At 57.6% G+C, this 20,617-nt stretch carries 18 protein-coding genes; 8 read left to right on the top strand and 10 right to left on the bottom strand.

Translation table 11 applies throughout. The annotated features are described in order from the left end of the window. The 4 genes from BQ17_RS05670 to BQ17_RS05655 all read right to left on the bottom strand — a co-directional run. A partial coding sequence (locus BQ17_RS05670) for an AAA family ATPase (protein WP_176722308.1) occupies window positions 1–818 on the bottom strand: 818 nt, incomplete at its 3' end. After that, window positions 815–1,513 (bottom strand): precorrin-8X methylmutase, encoded by a 699-nt coding sequence (locus tag BQ17_RS05665; RefSeq protein ID WP_089725083.1) that lies wholly within the window; start codon window positions 1,511–1,513, stop codon window positions 815–817. The genes BQ17_RS05665 and BQ17_RS05670, both read right to left, overlap by 4 nt. A gap of 455 nt (window positions 1,514–1,968) precedes the next feature. After that, window positions 1,969–2,760, bottom strand: coding sequence for a precorrin-4 C(11)-methyltransferase (gene cobM / locus BQ17_RS05660; protein ID WP_218068120.1), 792 nt, complete (start codon window positions 2,758–2,760; stop codon window positions 1,969–1,971). 75 nt (window positions 2,761–2,835) lie between these two features. Beyond that, window positions 2,836–3,726, bottom strand: coding sequence for a phosphoribulokinase (locus BQ17_RS05655; protein WP_089725078.1), 891 nt, complete (start codon window positions 3,724–3,726; stop codon window positions 2,836–2,838). A 233-nt stretch (window positions 3,727–3,959) separates the two neighbouring features. On the opposite strand from BQ17_RS05655, the gene BQ17_RS05650 reads away from it, so the two are divergent. The 8 genes from BQ17_RS05650 to BQ17_RS05615 all read left to right on the top strand — a co-directional run bounded on the left by BQ17_RS05650 (window position 3,960) and on the right by BQ17_RS05615 (window position 12,983). Continuing rightward, window positions 3,960–4,433, top strand: coding sequence for a helix-turn-helix domain-containing protein (locus BQ17_RS05650; protein ID WP_176722307.1), 474 nt, complete (start codon window positions 3,960–3,962; stop codon window positions 4,431–4,433). A 531-nt stretch (window positions 4,434–4,964) separates the two neighbouring features. Beyond that, entirely contained in the window at window positions 4,965–5,687 is a 723-nt protein-coding gene (locus BQ17_RS05645) for a c-type cytochrome (protein ID WP_243725269.1), read from the top strand. Continuing rightward, a complete protein-coding gene (locus BQ17_RS05640) occupies window positions 5,687–6,595 on the top strand; it encodes a c-type cytochrome (protein ID WP_089725072.1) in 909 nt (302 codons plus the stop codon). Before BQ17_RS05645 ends, BQ17_RS05640 begins: the two co-directional genes overlap by 1 nt. After that, on the top strand, window positions 6,596–8,242 hold the full coding sequence (locus BQ17_RS05635) for a SulP family inorganic anion transporter (RefSeq protein WP_089725070.1): 1,647 nt from the start codon (window positions 6,596–6,598) through the stop codon (window positions 8,240–8,242). Window positions 8,243–8,635: 393 nt separating this feature from the next. Next, window positions 8,636–9,001, top strand: a complete 366-nt coding sequence (locus BQ17_RS05630) for a DsrE family protein (protein ID WP_165742132.1) — start codon at window positions 8,636–8,638, stop codon at window positions 8,999–9,001. A 211-nt stretch (window positions 9,002–9,212) separates the two neighbouring features. Next, a complete protein-coding gene (locus BQ17_RS05625) occupies window positions 9,213–10,226 on the top strand; it encodes a hypothetical protein (protein WP_089725066.1) in 1,014 nt (337 codons plus the stop codon). A gap of 167 nt (window positions 10,227–10,393) precedes the next feature. Further along, a complete protein-coding gene (locus BQ17_RS05620) occupies window positions 10,394–12,163 on the top strand; it encodes a bifunctional metallophosphatase/5'-nucleotidase (protein ID WP_089725064.1) in 1,770 nt (589 codons plus the stop codon). Window positions 12,164–12,398: 235 nt separating this feature from the next. After that, window positions 12,399–12,983: a DUF3501 family protein gene (locus tag BQ17_RS05615; protein ID WP_218068118.1), complete on the top strand. Its 585-nt coding sequence runs from the start codon at window positions 12,399–12,401 to the stop codon at window positions 12,981–12,983. Between the two features lie 448 nt (window positions 12,984–13,431). On the opposite strand, the gene BQ17_RS05610 is transcribed toward BQ17_RS05615, so the two are convergent. The 6 genes from BQ17_RS05610 to BQ17_RS05580 form a co-directional block, all read right to left on the bottom strand. Beyond that, window positions 13,432–16,566 (bottom strand): CHAT domain-containing tetratricopeptide repeat protein, encoded by a 3,135-nt coding sequence (locus tag BQ17_RS05610; RefSeq protein WP_089725060.1) that lies wholly within the window; start codon window positions 16,564–16,566, stop codon window positions 13,432–13,434. Window positions 16,567–16,966: 400 nt separating this feature from the next. Further along, window positions 16,967–17,566 (bottom strand): hypothetical protein, encoded by a 600-nt coding sequence (locus tag BQ17_RS05600; protein ID WP_089725057.1) that lies wholly within the window; start codon window positions 17,564–17,566, stop codon window positions 16,967–16,969. Window positions 17,567–17,646: 80 nt separating this feature from the next. Continuing rightward, a complete protein-coding gene (locus tag BQ17_RS05595; protein ID WP_089725055.1) occupies window positions 17,647–17,958 on the bottom strand; it encodes a hypothetical protein in 312 nt (103 codons plus the stop codon). A 505-nt stretch (window positions 17,959–18,463) separates the two neighbouring features. After that, window positions 18,464–18,676: a DNA gyrase inhibitor YacG gene (locus BQ17_RS05590; RefSeq protein WP_089725052.1), complete on the bottom strand. Its 213-nt coding sequence runs from the start codon at window positions 18,674–18,676 to the stop codon at window positions 18,464–18,466. Window positions 18,677–18,860: 184 nt separating this feature from the next. Continuing rightward, window positions 18,861–19,628: a cell division protein ZapD gene (zapD, locus tag BQ17_RS05585; RefSeq protein ID WP_089725050.1), complete on the bottom strand. Its 768-nt coding sequence runs from the start codon at window positions 19,626–19,628 to the stop codon at window positions 18,861–18,863. A 78-nt stretch (window positions 19,629–19,706) separates the two neighbouring features. Next, entirely contained in the window at window positions 19,707–20,456 is a 750-nt protein-coding gene (locus BQ17_RS05580) for a YebC/PmpR family DNA-binding transcriptional regulator (RefSeq protein WP_089725048.1), read from the bottom strand. Window positions 20,457–20,617 lie beyond the last annotated feature (161 nt).

Raw genomic sequence — 20,617 nt, 5'->3', positions numbered from 1 at the left:
CGGGCACGGTCGTGGCCTGCCTTCATTTCAAAACAGGCCTCGTAGCCGAGGGCATTGACCAGCCAAGGCTGACCGCCGGTCTGCTCGAAGACATAATCGATCACCCCGTCCGCGAACGCCTGCCCGGTCTCCTCGGTGTGTTGGGCATAGAGCCCGGCGACATCCCCGTGACTGAAGTTCCCCAGCCGCAGGGATTTCGATTTGATGTTGAAGGCGCTGCCGCCGGTGATGATCTGGTGGTCGCCGCTATGCATGCGGTAATCCCGTACATCCCGCACCCCGCACAAGAGCACTGTCTGCGGGAAGGCGCGCGGACGATCCGGATAGCCGGCGCGGATCTGGCGCAGCAGGGAGATCAGGGTATCTCCCACCAAGGCATCCACCTCATCCAGGAGCAAGACCAGGGGCCTCTCGAGCCCTCGGCACCAGCGACGCAGCCCTTCCCGGAGCAGACTGCCGGCAGAGTGAGTGGCAATGATCTCCTGAGCAATTTCCGGCAGGAGCCGATCGGCCAGGTATTCATCGGCACTGGCGACCAGGGCGTCCAGGATGATCCGCATGCCTGCTTCCAGGTTCCCCCGCACCGCCTGGGCCGGCTCCAGGTTTACATAGAGGGCCGTGTAATCCTGTTCCGCATTGAGCTGCGCCATCAAGGCTAACAGGCAGCTGGTCTTGCCGGTCTGGCGTGGGGCGTGGAGGACGAAGTAGCGTTCCTCCTGGATCAGACGCCGGATTTCTTCCATATCCCAACGCGATAGCGGGGGAATGTTGTAATCTTTGTCCGGCTTTGTCGGGCCGGCGGTATTGAAGGTCTTCATGTTCGAGATCCTGGAGGCTGGACTGGGCCTACCGATTGGGACTGCCGCTCCTCGGCCAGTGCCAGGAGGGCGTGGATTGCCGCTACCACTAATGCGGATCCTCCTTTGCGCCCGTCGGTAAGGATCCAGGGGACCTCCGTGAGCTTGCTCAAGGCCGCCTTCGACTCGGCCGCCGAGACGAATCCCACGGGCATCCCGATGACGAGGGCCGGCCGCACGCCCTCCGTGCGTACCAGGCGCACGATCTCCAGCAAGGCGGTCGGCGCATTCCCCACTGCTACCATGCCGCCATTGAGTAGGCCATGTTCATGGGCCTTGCGCATGGACTGCACGGCGCGGGTGCTGGCATCCGCTTGCGCCCGGGCGATGATATCGGGGTCACTGATGAACTGGTGTACCTGGATACCGAAGTGGGCCAGGCGCGCCTGCGATAGACCCACCCGGATCATTTCCACGTCCGCCACCACCGGACTGCCGGCCAGGACGGCGGCGACGCCGGCGGAGACTGCCTGGGGATGGAAGCGGGTCAGGCCGTTGAAGTCGAAATCCGCGGAGGCATGGATCATGCGCCGCACGATCGTCCACTGGTGCGCGTCATAGCCATGGGGACCGGCCTCTCGATCCACGGTGGCAAAAGAGTCATGCTCAATCCGCCGGCCGGTTTGGGTCGCTTGTTCGGTAATGGTTTTGGGCATAAGTTTTTCGATGTACCTTTGTTCAAATCTCTTTGGTTCTTTATGGATTCCGGACCGCTTTGGAGTGCGCCGGCAAAACGGCGCGGCTCGAGCTAACCTCAGCCACGGGGGATACCAGCGGCGTTGGTCGGGAATCCGGGCACTTAGGCTCGACCCGCGCCGCGGCGACGGCGCTTTCCCCTGGCCGCGACACCTTGGCCGGGAACGGATACCTCGCCAAATCCAAAGCGGCGGCAGGATGGTGCCACTTGGCCGACCCCCGGCTTAGGCTTAGGACTGTAGGTTCCGGTAAGCAGCGGGGTGGGGTTGCCGCCGCACTCCAAAACGTCCGCTGGTACCCTGCCATGATCCTTTGGTAGTCCAGAATCCATAAAGAGCCATCTTTTTTGCCATCCACGGCACTCGGATTCCGGCCACACTTACCGGAATGACGAAGCGGGGGCTGAACCATTACCTTACCCCTCGCCTTCCGACCCGACCCGCCGGCGGAAACGATGCGTAAAATCCGGATCATAGAGCTTGGATGTCTGCAAGCTCGGCCAGTCGCGCGCCCCTAATGTCGGGCTAACGATGATCATGGCCTGGCTGTCGACCTGTTCGGCGCGACACCTGGCCTCGATGTCGGCGAGTGTGCCGCGGATGATCTTCTCTTCGCCGGGCCAGCTCGCCTTGTGGACGACCAGCACCGGCGCCTGCTCCTGCCAGCCTGCCGCGCACAGCGCGCTGCGCACCTTGCGCAGCAACCGGATGGAAAGGAATAGGCATAGGGTGCAGCGATGCCGTGCCAGTGCCTCCAGGGTTTCGCCCTCCGGCATGGGCGTGCGGCCCGCCACCCGGGTGATGATAACCGTTTGGGTCACCTCGGGCAGGGTGAGGCTCTCCACGGCCGCCGCCGCCGCGGCCATGGCGGAGGAGACACCGGGTACCACGCCGATCTCGATAGCGGCGGCATCCAGCGGTCGTGCCATCTCGATCAATGCGCCGTATAGGGAGGGATCGCCGGTCTGCAGGCGCACCACCCGGTCATGCACCCGTGCCTTTTGGATCAACCAGCCGGTGATCGCCTCTAGCGTCATATCCTTGGAATCGGCAATCTCGCAGCCGGACGGCGCCCAGCGCAAGGCCGTCTCTGCGACCAGAGAACCGGCATAGAGGATTGCACCGGCGCCGGCGATGAGTCCGCGACCCTTGACCGTGATCAGGTCCGGATCGCCCGGTCCGGCACCGACGAACCATACCTTACCCATCATCTGCGTCGGCGCGGTGGGTTTGTCAGCGTATCGGATCAACACAATGGAAATCGGTTTGAGAGCCTGTCCAGCTTAGAGATGGTGTGTCGCCACATCCGCTCGCTGCCTCAACAGACCGATGACGAGTTCGGTCAGGATCAGCTCCATCGCATACATCATCTTGCCGCCGGGGATCACCAGGGTGTTGAAGCCGGTGATCATGGCCCCGTCGATCAGGCCCTTGAGGTTGAGCTTATACTCGATGCTGGGCTTGGGTTTCTGAAAATGGATCAAGACCAGGCTCTGGTCGGCAGTCGGGATGTTGGCTACGGAGAAGGGATTACTGGTGTCGATGAGGGGGATGCGCTGGAAGTTGATGTGGGTCGCGGAGAACTGGGGCACGATGTAGTGCATATAGTCATGCATACGACGGTGGATCGTCTCCAATACCACCTCCTGTCGGTAGCCCCTTTCTGCCATGTCGCGTTTGATCTTCTGCACCCACTCGAGGTTGATGGTGGGACACACACCGATCAGCAGATCCACCTCCTTGGCCATATCGATGTCGTCGGTGACCACACCACCGTGCAACCCCTCGTAGAAGAGCAGATCCGTATCCGGCGGGATCGGCTCCCAAGGCGTAAAGGTGCCCGGCTCCTGCCCGAAGAGTGCGGCTTCTTCCTCGTCATGGATATAGTAACGGCGCTCCCCCCTGCCGGACTCCCCATAGCGGCGGAACAGCTCGAATTGCTTCTCGAACAGGTTAGCCTCAGGTCCGAAGTGGCTCAGGTTGCGGCCCTCCGTCTTGGCCTTCTCGAGCTCCTCCTTCATCTGCTGCCGGTCGAAGCGGTGAAAACTGTCGCCTTGGATGGTCGCCGCGCGGGCGCCGACCCGCCGGAAAATATGCTCCAATGCATCCTTCACCGTGGTGGTTCCGGCACCGGACGAGCCGGTTACGGCGATGATCGGGTATTTCTTCGACATGCTTATACTCTGTCATATTTCCATGCGGTTGAACGTCTCGGTCAAGAGACCTTTATCCACAGATTACGCAGATTGTCAAAGCTGGTTTCGTTTTCCATCGGTGCACCGAGCAATCCGCACGACCCACAATTCAACCAATAGCCGCATCGAAAACACACTCCGATTTCGGCTAACATTGCAAACTCATAGGATCGATGCTATCTCATGATGTGATTCCATCAGGAGGTATCCCCATGACCAAAAAATATATCGTGCGTCTGACCGCGGAGGAGCGCGCCCTGCTCACCGAGTTGGTGAACAAGGGCCAGGCGGCGGCCTATAAGATCAAGCATGCCAATGTGCTGCTGAAGGTCGATGCGGACGGACCGAACAACTGGAGCGATGCGCAAGCCGCGGAGGCCTTCTCCTGCGCCCCGCGAACCGTGTTCACACTGCGCCAACGCTTTGTGGAGCAAGGGCTTGGGGCGGCCCTGGAGCGCAAGCAGCGTGAGCGGCCCCCGCGCGCACCGATTCTCGATGGGGAGAAGGAAGCGCGCCTGATCCAGCTCGCCAGTAGCGAGCCACCACCCGGACATGCCCGGTGGACCTTGCGTTTACTGGCCGCAGAGCTGGTTGCCCTGAAGGTAGTGGACGCCATCTCCGCACCGACCGTCATGCGCGCCCTCAAAAAGATAGGCGGAAACCGTATCAGCGAACCTGCCGGGTGATCCCGTCTGAGCACAAGGCCGAGTTAGCGGCCTGCATGGAAGATCGGTAGTGGTTAAGGTTTAAATGGAAACATCGCCACTCGCAGTGGGTTGGGCACGTCACACGCAGCACCCCCTCTCCCTCCGAGGGTGTCGCAAAAGCCCCTCTCCCGGCGGGAGAGGGGCTTTTGCGACACCCTCCCGCCGGGAGAGAGCCTGCCCCGAGCGCAGCGAGGGGGGCCGGGGAGAGGGGATCAAATCAAGCAACGGGGCATCATGAACCCTTCTACGCTAACCATTTAAATTACCACTACCGGAGGATCTTCCGGAGGTTATGGGTGTCTATAGACCTGCAACGCCTGGCGGTCTGTCGGGACGGGCGGCCGGTCCGGTTGGTCGGGGAAACACGCTGATCCCTCCCCGGCAAGTCGGGTTAGCCCCTCAACACTGAGGGCGCGCGGATCAGCTCAAGTGACTATACTCTTAATATAAGCCGAAATGTGGAAAAAATCATATTTCATCCTCTCTGCCCTTGTGATCAGTGGATTGGGGATGTTGCTGCTGGTTTATCTTCAGTCCCACCGGAGTGCCTCCTTCGAGACTGCCGTAGAGATGGGCGAACAATTGGCACAACAGGGTCGCGAAGATATTCCGGCCTGCACGGGTTGTCATGGTGGATCGGGCGAAGGCAACCGGGGACTCGGTTACCCCAGATTGGCCGGATTGCATCCTGACTACATTCGTAAACAACTCCGGGATTTTGCACGCAATCCCTTGGACATCGGCGTAAAAGTCGATGCGATCGCACGTGATTACACCAAGACGCCTCGTATCTATAAGGATCTCACCGTCTATTCACCGGGTATTCGATCCGATGCAATAATGAACCCGATTGCCAAGGCACTGACACCTGAGGAGATTGACAATTTGTCCGAATACTATGCCCGGTTACCGTTCAAGGCGCGGCCGGTCGCGGCGGATTTTCAGACGCTGGAAAACGGTCGGGAACTGGCCGCGCGCGGCAAACCGGAATATATGATGCCACGCTGTAGCGCCTGCCATGGCCCGAATGGAGAAGGCTTCGGCGCTATCTTCCCGCCCTTGAGCGGCCAACCTCCACAATACATTATCAATCAGATCAACAAGTGGCAGCGCGGTGAACGCGATAATGACAATCTAGCGATCATGAAAAATATATCCAACCTGTTGACCGATGGCGATAAAAAAACCATCGCTGCCTACTTCGATAATATGTCCTATGAGGTAAATCAATAATGCCTCGGTTCAAGCTATATTATCTATTCACAGTAATCAATGCGTCTCTCGTCACGGCCATCACGGCGCAAGAAATCGATCCTTTGGAGGTCCGCCCCAGCCTGGTCGAGCCGCGCGTCAGCTTGCCCACCGAATTGATCGCAGTGCCGGTCGTCAATCCCGGCGAGTACTATGTCCCCCCAAAAGTGGAAGATATCCCGGACGATAAATACGGCGATATGGTGCGCTGGGGGCGTGAGATCTTCGTCAATACCCAAGTGCATGGTCGGCGCTTCGTCGGCAACGGTTTGAATTGCAGCAGTTGCCATCTATCGGAGGGTCGTCAGCCCTATGCCATGCCCCTATGGGCGGCCTATGGGATGTATCCGCAGTATCGCTCCAAAAATCGAGAGGTAATCACCATTCAGGAACGGATTCAGGATTGTTTTCGATACAGCTTGGACGGCATTGCCCCGACCTTGGACACCCCGGAGATGGAGGCCTTGGTGACCTACATGCATTGGTTGTCCAAGGATGTACCGATCGGGGTCGAGTTGCCCGGCCGTGGCCTTGCACCCATCAGCCGAACCCGTTCCCCTTCTCATATCAATGGCGAAATCGTTTATAAAACCCGGTGTGCCATGTGTCATGGCGAAGACGGCAAGGGTCAGAAACACAAAAACGGCGTGGGCTATATGTTTCCGCCCTTATGGGGGGGGGATTCATTCAATCGTGGAGCGGGTATGAATAAGATCAGAAGGGCGGCGCGCTATATCAAGGCCAATATGCCGCTGGGCGCCGGCTATACCCTGACGGATATGGAGGCCTGGGATGTCGCTAATTATATGTGGATCCACTACCGTCCGTTCGATCCCCGGGTGGGTTGGTTCTTGAATGCGTTGGGACCCAAGCCGGGCGGGGGTTGGTAAGTGGGTGCCTTTTTCTCCTTGTTCAATTGTACGGCCTGGTTCGGGTTATTAAACCGCGCGGTCATCAAGAACGATCTGGTTGCCGGCATCATTGCCGGCGTGCTGATTCTACCCCAGGCCGTTGCCTTGGCGACATTGGCGGGTATGCCACCTGAGTACGGGCTATACACCTCTATCTTTCCGGTGATCATCGCGTCCCTGTTCGGCTCTTCCTGGCAGGCGCTATCGGGCCCCAATACGGCGTTGGCGATTATGATCGCCACGGCGCTCGCGCCTTATGCTTCATTGAGCACGCCCGATTACATTATGTATGCCATTACCTTGAGTTGTATCGTGGGCGTGATCCAGCTCCTATTTGCGGTGTTTAAATTAGGCGCTGTCTTCAACTATTTTTCCGAAACGGTTCTGATCGCTTTGATTACCGCCGTCGGGATCACCATTATCTTACGTCAGTCGGGCGATTTCATGGGTATCATCATGAATGTCCCCGAGGACATCGATTACACCCTGTATCGGTTATTTTTCAGTGCACATCTCATCAACGGCTATGCCGTGACCGTAGGGGTTACGACGATTCTAGTCAGTGTGCTCTCGAGACGCTATCGGCCCACATGGCCCCATCATATTGTTGCCATCCTGGTGGGAACCCTGATGGCGGAAATACTGGATCTGCTGTTCGGCTCGGCGACCACGGCCATCGATAGACTGGGCCATCTGTCATTGAGCGTTGCCCCTTTTTCACACCCGGATTTCAGTCCCGGTAATTTCGCGGAGGCCGCAGAGGGGCTGATGTCGGCGGGGTTCAGTATTGCCTTAATGGGATTGATTCAATCGACTATTATTGCTCGGGGCCTGGCGACCAAGACCGGGCAACTGATCGATAATAACAAGGAGGTCGCAAGTCAGGGCCTATCCAATATCGCCGGCAGCTTTTTGTCCTGCTTTCCGGCCTGCGGCTCATTCAATCGCAGCGCGGCCAATTTGGAAGCAGGCGCTTTGACCCCCCTGGCGGGTATTGTCTCGGCATTGGCACTGGCGCTCCTGGTATTCGGTGCGAGCCCTTTGATTGCGCGCTTACCCATGCCGGTCATGGCGGGGGTCTTGTTCATCGTGGCCGTCAATTTGATCAAGCTGAAAGACATCAAACGGTTACTGGCGATACGCAGCGAGGCGAGAATCATCTTTGTAGTTACCCTGATAACGGCCCTGTACGGCAATCTGGCGGATGGTGTCTTTTTGGGGGTCTTTTTATCCATTGTGGCCTATTTGAGGAGCGTTTCCGTTCCCGAGATCGAGCTACTGTTCGGACTGAAAGCCGAGCAGTACCGGCCCGCGGGGGTGGAACGGGCAACGGTATTGAAGGTCTCCGGCAGCCTGTTCTTCGGCTCGGTGAACGGCCTGGAGAAGTTTCTCGTGGATTTGAATACCCGAGGTGGACGCCAAGGGTCCTTGGTTATGATCTGTGAACAGATCCAAAACATGGACGAGTCGGCACTGGAGGTCTTGATCCATGAGGCGCTCAAACGCCGCGAGGCAGGTGGGGATTTATTCCTTTGGTTGGGGAATCATAAGCTGGATACGGTGATTCGAGGCAGTCGGTTGCCGGAAGTGATCGGTGATGATCACTTGTTGTACCACACAGGGTAATGCCATTAAGTTAGCTGCCGGCCGCTGGTCGTGGTAGGTCGGGTTAGGCGCGCCTTTCAAGGCCGGTATGTGCCAGCGAGGCCAAACGCGCCGTAACCCGACAATGCGGTCTCTCGAATTCGCGGATGGCGCCGCTGTACGCCGCCGGCTTCGATTGAATCCGCATCTTCTACGGAGCAAACAGGTACCCACCATCGAATGTCGGGCTAGGGCGCGTTCAAAAGCGTTTGCATCCCTCACCACCGAAAGACGCGCCTAACCCGACCTACAAGACTTAACTTAATGGCATTGCCACACAGGGTAGTTGTACCACACAGGGTATGAGAGAGGCTCGAAATGGAAAAAATTAGGTTGATTGTCGCTGCTCTTTTATTGTGTATATCAGTGACTACCTTGGCCGCTGAGCAACTGAAGTATCGCTTGTTGTTACAAGTCAGTGAAGACAGCGTCGACAAGCTCAATACGGCCCTGAACAATGCCCGGAGTGCACTCGCGGCCTTCGGCCCGGAAAATGTCGATGTCGAAATCGTGGTTTATGGTGCGGGGGTGCAGACGCTCAAGTATTACGCGCCGATTCCCATCGCCGATAAGGTCAAGGAGGTGACGACGGAAGGGGTACGGATCATCGTGAGTGAGAACTCGATGCGCAGGGCGAAATTGAGACCCGCCGATATGTTGGAGCAGGTACGTTATGTGCCTTCCGGCATCGTGGAACTGGTCGAAAAACAGACCTTAGGTTGGAGCTATGTCAGGCCCTGAATCGGGTCGCCTGTGAGGATCTCTAAGAGGCTGTCTAAAAAGGCATAGTAGGCGGTAGGCTGGGTTGAGGAACGAAACCCAGCTTTGACGGGCTAGCCTGACTTGCCGGGTCTCGTCCTTCGGCCCAGCCTACCGCTTTAAAATCAGTATGTTAGTTTTTAGACGGCCTCTAAGTAACAATCCAAACCTCGTTTTTTCCCTGGATAGGATCATGTCCCACGACCAGAACTTCAAAAACCTCCTCCTCGACTATTCCCGCCAGGCGCTGGCCTTTTTCGCCGCCGCCGAGGCCGCGAAGATCGACGAACGGGTGCACATTACACCCGTTCGCCAAGAGCAGTTCCAAGAACGCCTCGGCGAACGCTTTCGGGAGCTCGATGTGCCGCTACGGGTAGAGTGGCCCGACGGACGACACGAGGCCCTCCTGTTCGTGCTCGAAGAAGAGAGCGACGCCCGCCGCTTCTCCATCCACCGCCTGGCCCACTACTGTCTGGATCTGGCCGAGCTGATGAAGACCGACCGTGTGGTCCCGGTCGTCATTTTCCTGCGCCAAGCGAAAGGTGTGGCCCAACGCCTGCGCCTGAGCGGAGATCAGGACACCTACCTCGACTTCCGCTACCTGAGCTGTGCCCTCGGTGAGCTGTCCTATGAGGACTACCGCCACAGCGATAACCTGGTAGTACGGCTGAACCTGCCCAACATGCAGTACCCTGCGCGGCGCAAGGTCGAAGTCTATGCCCAAGCGGTTCGGGGACTGATTGAGCTGGAACCCGATCCCGAGAAGCAACTCAAGTATCTGGACTTCATCGACATCTACGCAGCGCTTGATGATAATGAGCGGGCCGAATATCAGCGTGACTATCCCGACGAGGCGCAGACCATGAGCCGATTTGCCGAACGCTTCCACGAACAGGGCATGCAGCAGGGCATACAACAAGGCATGCAGCAGGGTATGCGGCAAGGCATACAGCAGGGTATGCAGCAAGGCATACAGCAGGGTATGCAGCAAGGCATACAGCAGGGTATGCAGCAAGGCATGCAGCAAGGCATACAGCAGGGCAAGCACCAAGGCGAAGCCTTGGTATTGGAACGCCAGCTACGCCTGAAATTCGGCACCTTACCCGACGCGGTACAGCGCCGTATCGAGCAGGCCAGCGAGCAGACCCTGTTGGAGTGGTCCGAGCGGGTCCTCACCGCCAGCCGTCTCGACGAGGTTCTGCACTGAGAGGATGTCGGCCACTTGCCGCACGCACCTGTCTCCCGAGCACCGGCGCTGCGGGCCAGGAACAATACCGTCGCCGGGATGCGTGGGGAACGCCGCACCCAGGTTTCCGAGCGCCTTCATGTTTATGCAGTTACGCGCACAAAGATAGCGGGGTCTCCTTATCCCACATGGCTACCTTAAAATTTTCAAGGTGCCCTTATTGGGTCTGTTTGGCTGTTGCCTGTTGTTCACCACTGAGACTCGCTGCGGGTGACGGACAGGTCACCCTGATCCACATCGGGGATCTCCACGGTCATTTGGTACCTCGTCCGCAGCTGCGGGATGCCGCGAGCGATCATGGAAAAATGGTCGGGGGTTTGGCCTATGTCTACGATCAGATCAGTAAGATCAGGCGGGCACACCCGAATAGCCTGTTGATCAATACCGGTGATACGATCCAAGGATCGGCGGAGGCCTTATTCTCACGTGGCGAGGCGCTGGTCGAGATATTGAACGCATTCAAAATAGATGCCTTTGCGCCGGGCAATTGGGATTTTCTTTATGGTACGGACCATTTCATTCGCTTGTTTGCGGGCGAAACGCCCAAAGCCAATTGGCATGCCGTTGCGGCGAATCTCTATTACGCGACCCTGTATGAATTTCCGGCAACCCCCTATGCCGATAAGGCCGGGCAAAGGGTATTACCGCCTTATCTGATCTACCAGGTCGGCGATGTCAAGGTCGGCCTGATCGGATTGACGGCGGAACGTGGTCCCAAGGCGTTGAGCCCCATGGTCATGGAGGGGTTTTATCTGACCACCGGGCAGGATGAATTGCCGAACGCTATTGATCTGTTGAGGAACCAGGAACAGGTTGATTTGGTCGTATTGCTGTCCGAACGCGGTCTGGCGAATAACTTGGCATTGGTGGAGACCTTTCCGGGCGTGGACATCGTGTTGTCCTCCGATATGCACGAAGAGACCTACCAGGCGCTGGTGGCCGAAACCGGTACCATACTGGTGGAAGAAGGACAGGATGGAACCTTGGTGGGTGAGCTTACGGTTAGGGTAGAGGACAAGAAAATAACGGATTGGCAATGGCAGGCCCATCGCATCAGTGTCGACAATAATGTCCCTCACCCGAAGATAGCGGCAAAGATCGACGCGATTCGGAGGCCGTTCATAAAAGGAGAGGGTTTTAAACCCCATGTCAACCCCATCAATGGGGCAGTCCTGCGAACGCCCGTCGATACCATTATCGGGCACACCTGGATTCCGTTGCATCGTTCCAATTTTTCGGACGCCGAACGGGCCCCGGCGGTTATCGAAGGCACCTCGCACAACTTCCTGACCGATGCATTCAGAGTCGCCTGTCAGGCGGATGTGGGTGTTATCCGTGGTTTTCGCTATGGAACCCATATTGCACCTGGGCCGATCAGGCTCGAGGATATTTACCATTATATCCCCATCGGACCACAAATCGCTTGTGGTTTGATATCCGGCGATGACCTGAAATTGCAGCTGGAACGCTCCGCACAGGCAGTATTGAGTCAATGGGTCGGCGCTTGGGGCGGCGGTTGGCTACCGGCTTTTTCCGGGCTCACCTATGCCTTGGACCCTTACAATGAATTCGGTTTGCGGACATCACGGATTCGAGTCAATGGCGAATTGATGGATCATGAGAAGATGTATAGGGTAGCCGGCTATTGGTATGTGGATGAACCGTCACAAATCAACCGGCACCCCGCATTGGAAATCAAGGTGTTGAGAGATAAAGACGCCGGTATCGTGGATGCCACGGAAGTGGTTGCCTATTATTTGCAGACCCTGCCGGGGCATCTGGTCACGCCCTCATTGGGCCGAGTGAAGTTGTTGCAGCCGCTACCGAAACCGATCTGGAAAAACCGAGAGATACAACCGCTCAGGGGTGCTGTGAGGGTGGATTACGGCGGGGACTAGTCCATCATTTCAGTACATTTTGCCTACTATCCTGCGCTCGTTCCCAGGCTCCAACGCCTGCCTGTGCGTCCCTGCACGCAGACAGGTGGGAACGCTGTCTTGTCCGCTCCGGCGGATCGTGCCCCTCTGTGCCGACATGGGTTGGCTTGGGTCGGCTTACCTGGTCGCTTGTGGACGCTGGAGCCTGGGAGCCGGCAATATCAAATGTCAACAGGCCCTAACTAAAGCGAAGCGGATGATGAACTATCTGACACCTGAAGATCTCTACGGTCTGGAAGCCTACGCCAAACTACGCGGCGACTTCCGGGCCAAGGTAATGGCGCATAAGCGGGACCGAAAGATCCACGTTGGTACATACGCGACGCTTTACTTCGAGGATCGGCTGACCATTCAATACCAGATCCAGGAAATGTTGCGTATCGAACGTATCTTCGAGCCGGAAGGCATCGCCGACGAGCTGGCGGCCTACAACCCGCTGATTCCCGACGGCAGCAATTGGAAGGCGACCTTCATGATGGAGTACCCGGACGCCCAGGAACGCCGGGCGGAACTCGGTAAACTCATCGGGATCGAGGACCGGGTCTGGGTACAGGTCATCGGCCAAGAGAAGGCCTTTGCCATCGCCGATGAAGATCTGGAACGCGCGGACGAGACCAAGACCTCGTCGGTGCACTTTCTGCGCTTCGAACTGACGCCGGAGATGATCGCTGCCTTGAAGGCCGGAGCGGACCTGGCGGTCGGCATCGATCATTCGCATTACCGCCAGGCAGTAAGCGTCAATGAGGCTACGCGCACCGCGTTAATGCGGGATCTCGACTGACCGATCTCAGGGCGCCTTACAACTGGGGGCGGACAATTCAGTCCGACTCTTGCTGAGTAGGGAAGGTGGATTTTCCTATAGGAAAATTCGGCTCAAACGAAGCCTTTTGGTCGTGGAATAGCCGCAGGATGGACAAAGCGAAGTCTGTCCATCCAGTTGGCCTCGAGCGCTGGTCATCGCGCAGGGCTCCTCAAACCGCGGCCTCTTGTCGGGAGACAAATCAGACGCAGCGTGCCCATCAAATGGCGATGGGCACGCTTCGCCAGGTGCACCCTCCCAGACTATCAGGGTTCAGAAATCTGCGTGGAATGACCGCAGCCTTGAGCCCAGCTTGCTGGGAGCTCGTTTTGCCCATCCTACTCAATGTCAACACGACCTAGTTTCGACACAGTTAGTACCTGCCCGGCGCAACAAGACAACCGAATCGGTCCGCACAGCGGACTCTACGCTACCGACCCTCGATCAGGACGTAGGGTGCCCAGTATTTCGGACGGCTGCGTTTGGAATCCTCAGCCCTGATCCAGGCCAGTTGGATCTCTCGCAGGATTTCCGCCGGGTGGCGTCCAGGGTCCTCGAACCACTTTGCATAGAAATCCTTCATGAAGCCGGTAGCCGGAGAATCATTCAGCTTCCAGAGACTCATGAGCACATGGCGGGCGCCGGCGATGCGAAAGGCGCGCACCAGACCATAGACCCCCTCCGAGTAATCCACCTCGCCGCGGCCGGTATCACAGGCGGAAAGGGTAACCAGCTCGGTACCCTCCAGATTCAGGTCCTGAGCCTCCAAAGCATAGAGGATACCATCCTCGTCGGTAGGGCTCGTTTTATCGTACAAGCCGTCATTGGCACCGGCCAATGCCAAGCCGGCCAGGGTCAGGGGCCGCTCGCTGGGTTTGTCCTTACCGAGAAAGAAGCCGTGGGTAGCCAGGTGCAATATACGCGGCGGGGAGGCGGAGGATTTGAGCAGGGATTTGAGTCGGGTCTCCGAGGCATCCTGGTTCCGCCACACCTCGGCTTTGCTATTGTCGGAATCCCAATAGAAATCCGCAATTGCCTTGGCCTCTCGGCCAGAGGACTCAAGGAGATCGAAACAGTGCCCCCCACTGCGCAGGCGTTGGTTCATAGCCAGCATCCGGTTTCCATCCACCGCTTCGCTCGTTACGGGTGAGCCTCCCGCTTGTTTGGCCGCGGATGAAGACTCTGACTCGGGGCATGAAGGCTCTGACTCAGAGCAGTCCACTTCACCGTAGTCCACCCCGCCGTAGACAACCATGCCCCTGGCGACAGAGGTCAGATTCGAACCAGACTCAATAAGGTCGCGTCCGGTCTGAATCCGGTGCAGTTCCTGACGCTCCACCCAATAGTGTCCGTCGGGGAGTATCAGGCGGGCGAAGGGGACCAGATCCAGCATACCGTCCGGGGCGATATAGAGTCGGTCATATTTGGTCAGCTCGGCATCCAGCTTGCCGAAGAGCATTTGGTAGAGCTTGCGGGCCAACTCCTTACTGTCAGTTTTCCGCAAAGGGCTACTGCTTGGAACTGCGGGTAAGCAGCCAGATTTGCGGACCCACTCTTTGCTGACAGTTTCCCGTAGGGCGCGCTGGGTCTTGACCATGGGCTCGGTTGGGCCGAGATCCTTGAGCAAGATCTCGGGTCCATCTCCAGGGTCGGCGGGGATCAAGAGAGCGAGCCAGTGCGGCTCCCCGGAATCATCGGTCGCGAAATCTACTGGCCGGAATGCGCGTAGGGAGAGCAGGGCCGAGCCCTTGGGTAACCCGGATCGTATCTGTTTCCAATCGACGTCACGGTTCGCCCGATGCCTGCGATACTCCCGGCTCAGCCTGGCCAACTCCACCTCGCGGCGTTCGACTTCCGTACGGATGGCAGCGATGGCGTTCTTATCCGGCACGGGCAGGTTCATCAGCCGACTCAAATCAGCTCGGTACCTACCCAACTCCTTGGCGATCGTCATCACCTGCGGATTCTGGCTGGACCGGACAAGCCGAGCGGTTAGGGCCTCGGATTCCTCGGCCAATCGCTTCCAGCGCAGCGACACATCGGCGGCCAGCCGCAAGGTATCCGGTCGCGGATACCGGAGGGCGAGGCTGAACACTAGGTGTTGGAATTTGGACCTGATCACCAACCAGCGGCGGCGTGTCCGTTCGTTGAGCGTAGTATCGAGCTGGGTGCCGACGAAGCCGCGCAGGTCCTTGTCTGAACGACGCAGCTCCTCCAGGGCTTGGTCTAGTTGCCCGCGATTGATCAATGTATAGGCCAGATTGCCCCGAGTGCCCAGGGTGTCGGGGTGCTCCTTACCCAATACCCGCTCGCGGCCTTCAAGGGCGCGCATATAGAACAATTTGGCCTTGTCGTAGCGGCTCTGTGCGTTATACAACCAAGCGAGATTGTTGGCACTAGTAAGGGTTTTGGGATGGTCCTCACCCAACACCCGCTCGTGGTCCTCAAGGGCACGTATGTACCACGGCTCGGCCTTGTCATAGTGGCCTTGGGTACCATATAGTACGGCGAGATTGTTGACGCTTTGCAGGGTGATGATGTAATCCTTGCCATACACCTGCTCGCTGGTCTTCTGAGCATGCAGATACAAAGACTCAGCCTTATCGTAGCGGCCTTGTCTGTAGTACAGGAAACCGAGGTTGTTGACACTGATAAGGGTGTCGGGATGATTCTTACCCAATATCCGCTCGCTGGCTTCACATACGCGCTTGTACAGCCGCTCGGCCTCATCGTCGCGCCTTTGACTGTCATACAATCCGGCGAGAGCGTTGACGCTGAGGAGGGTTTTGGGGTGGTCTCTGCCTAGTACCCGCTCGTGGCCTTCAAGGGCACGCACAAAGAGTGGCTCGGCCTCGCCATAGCGGGCTTGCGCTTCATAAAGTATGGCGAGGTTATTGATGCTTCGCAAAGTGTCAAGGTGGTCCTTGCCCAGTACCCGCTCGTAGATCTCACGGACGCGCACAAGGTGCTTTTTGGCCTCATCATAGCGACCTTGTTCGCTATATAACACGGCGAGGTTGTTGATGCTGAGGAGGGTTTTAGAATGGTCTTGGCCCAGTGTCCGCTTGCGGGTCTCAAGAACCTGCAGATACAGCGGTTCAGCCTCACTATAACGGCCTTGCACTCGATACAACTCGGCGAGGTTGTTGATGCTAAGGAGTGTTTGGGAATGGTCCCGGCCTAAAATCCGCTCCTCGGTTTCACGGACACGCACAAGGAGCGACTCGGCCTCGTCATAGCGGCCTTGCTCATGATACAGATCGGCGAGGTTGTTCAATGCGGCGAATGTCCCCTGGTGCTCTTGACCAAGGTCCCGCTCGGCCAAGGCCAATGTCTCACGGGCATTAATTTCTGCTAGGGAATATTCACCGGCCTCAAGGAGGTTAACCGTGGTTCGATTGAGGGCACTAACCAGATCTTCCGCGGTCGGCTCTACGTCCCCTCGTCCGCGAAGGATATAGAGTGCTGCCTCGGAAACGGGGCCAACGGGCTCCACCGCCCAACTCGGAGTTGCCGCGGCCAACAGCATAAGCACTAAGCAGGCGATTCCGAATCCAGCTTTCATTGTTTCGGGTCTCCTTGCATGAGGTTACGGAACAGTTGATGAATTCCGAAAAGATCGTGAATCACTTTCTCCAGGAATCCCCATAACCATCATGTGAACTGCGTTCGTTTCTGACAGAGAGTGTTGCAACCTTCAGTGCCCATGCAATCATCCGGGACCTGACACCTAACCGACTCCCACTAATCGTGCGTAGCGCCGACTTTTTCCACCCTTGCCGTTGTTCTTCTCGGTCTTGGGTGAAAATCCATTCCCCCGCCTCGTTCGATTGGTACAGGGCGAACTCCTCGTCACTGTCGAAATCTTCGCGTATCAGGACTCGCGGTAACCTTGGTTTACTCATGGCTATGCGGCCGTTCGGTAACAACAAGTCGATGCGCAGGTCATACAAGTAAAGGTAATGTCAGGAACCCGGAATGGTCGGTATCCGACGCATAGCCCGGACCCGATCTCGCTGTACCTGGAGTGTCGGTATCTTGTCGGCGTCCTGGTCGGGCCGGATCAGGTACAGGGCATGGACCGTCTCCAGCAGAAGTCGGTATTTGTCGCCCTCGGCCAAATCCTGCTGCACCTTTTGCAGCTTGGTTGGCAGATCGCCCGAATCCGGCTTGATCCAGACCCGCACCCAGGAATAGTTCCGGAAACCGGATGCCTGGTGATCCCAATAGCGGGCGTCAGCGGTGAACTTGCCCAGGGAGTAGAACGACAGGAAGGCCAGGAAAATCCAGAGGGGGGTGGCTGGGACCAGGATGGGGGCAAGGCGAGCCCGGAAGACGAGGACAGCGACGAGCAGAAGGGCAATGAGCAATACCAACCACCAGTAGGATTGCAACACCCAGAAGCCGTACATGAAGTGATAGCGGAAAGGGATGTCGAGACCGATAAGCCCCAGTTCGAAATAGTCGTACCAGTGGTAGGCGTAGGACCAACCGCCGACGTAGACCAGGGCCGCAATCAGGATGATGATACCACCGGTCTCCAGGGCGCGGGGGCTATCACTCATGGTGAATTTCCTCCGGTAGGGATTCCTGCTGCTGCTCGCGGCGGTTCACCGTCTTCCAATCCGCCTGCCGCTTCTCTGTCCTAGTCGCCACGGAGTTGAGGGTCTATGTCAACAACATCATCGAGTCGGCATGGCGTACAAGGGGGTTCTCCGTCCGGCACGCGGCTCAGGTCGTCCATGCGTTCGGTCAGTTCGATTTGATCCTTTGTCTCTTTCTCGGTTTGATCCTTCGTAGCTTTTTTGGTGCAGAAGACATGGATACCCGATGGCCGTTTCTGCTCCCGGCAGTCGAACCACAGGTTGTCATCCACGTCCTGCAGACAGAAGCAATCGGAGCCGGATGCGGGACCGGCCAATAGGCCCGCAAGGGTAAGCAATAGTGCATAGCGCATTCTTTGTACCTCGAAGTTTATAATTATTCAGACCCCCACTATTTTGCCATCCATGGCACCTGGATTCCGGCAATCCCTGCCGGAATGACGAGGTGAGGGCTAAACGATTACTAGAGTTTCTGTTTTCGCATTCTCGATTATCCGTTTTCACCGCGTATCGGTGCAAAATCTCGTAGCTCTTTATGGATTCCAGACTGCTTTGGAGTACGCCGGCAAAGCGGTGCAGCCGGATCAAGTCCCAGCGGTGAGAAATACCGGCAGCATTTGCCGGGAACCTGGGCGCTGGGTCCCCCACGCGCCACGGCGACGGCGTTTTCCCCTAGCCGCAACGCTTTTGCTTGGGACGGAGGCATCGCCAAATCCAAAGCGGCGGTGGGCAGGTGCTCCATGGCCAACCCTGCGGTCAGGTCGGACACTGCGGATTCCAGTCGGTACCGGGGTGAGGTTACCGCCGTACTCCAAAGTTTCCGCTGCACCGCTCCGGTTCGCTATGGCTCACCACACCCTACGAATGATGAGAACCGTCGTTCTCTTCGCGTATCGGCGAAGCATAGCCATCTTCAACAGGCTCGGAGAGGCGGTGACCCTCACCGAACCACTCGCCAAGGTCGATCAACCGGCAACGCTCGTTGCAGAAGGGTCGCCACTTGGATTCCGGAACCCAGGGGACCGGCTTGCCGCAATTAGGGCAGGCAACTGTCTTGGGAGGGGTGTTCACGTGCAGCGCGGCGGGGAAATCTACGGATGACGGGTGAATTAGGTCGTGTTGACCTTTGGAAGGTCCGCACAGCGGACCCTACACTAACCATTTGATTGATTGTAGGGTCCGCTGTGCGGACCAGTGGGGTGTTGCGGCTATTTAATACGTGAAAACAGTCGGTTAGAGTTAAATGTCAACAGGTTTAGAAGACACAACAGGTAAGGGTAAAGGTCGTGTCTTTTTGCCAGGAGGTAGGTCGCCCTGTCTCTTTAACGCTCATAAAGCGGATACTGAAGCGATTCTTGTGGCCACTGATTTCGGGAAAGAGATGGCTGCCGTCTTTTAGGGTGACGCGCACTAACTGGGCCGGGGCCTGGATATTCAAGGCCTCTTGATAAAAGCCGCCGGTGGCGGTCACCTCGCGCGGTTCGGCGCTGGTGCGCGCCAAAGAGAGCGCCAAGGTGATGCCGTTGCTCGCCGGTTGCAAGCTCTGCATCCAGTCGCTTAACTGTTGCTGACGCAACTTCAACGGCTGTCTCAGCCAGTAGTGGTATTGGGGTATATCGAAGCTGCAGGTGCCGCCGGGTATGCTGCTGCGTTTGGCAATGCTCTTAAGGAAGCCGTCCTGGCGTAGAGATTGCCCGATTTGCCCACTCGATTTATGGAGATCGGATATAGCCTTACGTAGATCATCGAGCGTCTTTTCCAGGGTCTTCGGATCCACTTCGGGCTCGCGCTGCATGCGGTTCAGTGCATTCGTGTTTCGCTCCAGCTCTTTCAGCAGCTCGGTCTTGATATCTCCCCGGGTGGTGATGGTGAGGATGCCCAGGATCCCTTCAACCGCCACCCGCGACATCCAGGGGTCCTCCTGGGGGAGGAAATGGGCGACCTTTTCGAGCAGGTACTCAAGGCGCAGGAAGGTACGGATCCTTTCATTCAACGGATACTCGAAAGTCAGGCTTGTGGACACGATCGTTTTCCTGGGTGGTTGGGACTCGCCGAGCTTTGGTGCCAAGCCCGTGGATGGGTAGAAAATCCTTGCAATCGGTCAGGTGTCCAAAGCCGCCATGACCTCGTCGGGGATGTCCGCATTGTGGTAGACGTACTGCACGTCGTCCAGGTCCTCCAAGGTATCCACCAGCTTGAGTAGCTTTTCGGCCGTTTCCCGGTCGAGCTCGATCCGGGTAGCGACATTGAAGGTCACCTCAGCGGCTTCGGTGTCGAAGCCCGCGCCGGTCAGGGCCTGCTTGACGGTGGCAAAATCCTCCGGTGTCATGATCACATCCAGGGAGCCATCATCGTTGACTACCACGTCTTCCGCACCGGACTCCAGCGCAATCTCCATGACGGTATCTTCGTCGGTGCCGGGTGGAAGGCTGATGATACCCTGCTTGGCGAACAGGTAGGATACCGAGCCATCCGTACCCAGGTTACCACCATGCTTGGCGAAGCCGTGACGAATCTCCGCAGCGGTGCGATTGCGATTATCGGTCATACAGTCGACCATGACCGCGATGCCGCCCGGACCATAACCCTCATAGCGGATCTCGTCGTAGTTTTCTCCCTCGCCCCCGCCGGCACCACGCTTGATGGCGCGGTCTACGGTATCCTTGGGCATGTTGGCGCCGAATGCCTTGTCCACCGCCAGACGTAGTCTCGGATTTGTATCCGGGTCCCCTCCCTCCTCGCGGGCTGCGACCGTGATTTCCCGGATCAGTTTGGTCCAGATCTTGCCTCGCTTCTTATCCTGGGCCGCCTTACGGTGCTTGATGTTGGCCCATTTACTGTGACCTGCCATCGATTACCTCGCTACCTCTCCACCACGCATAGGACCCCATGTCTTTCTGAACGCGACCAATCGCACCCGGGGAATTCGCTCCGGGACTCAACCACTACCAGCTGAAGCTGGTAGGTTGGGCCACTAAAGTGGCCCTCGGCGGACTCAACCGCCGACTGAAG

It is taken from the genome of Candidatus Thiosymbion oneisti (genome assembly GCF_900092655.1).
GTDB lineage: Bacteria > Pseudomonadota > Gammaproteobacteria > Chromatiales > Chromatiaceae > Thiosymbion > Thiosymbion oneisti.
Note: the sequence above shows the minus strand (reverse complement) of the source record. Positions and strands in the feature narration are given on the sequence as shown.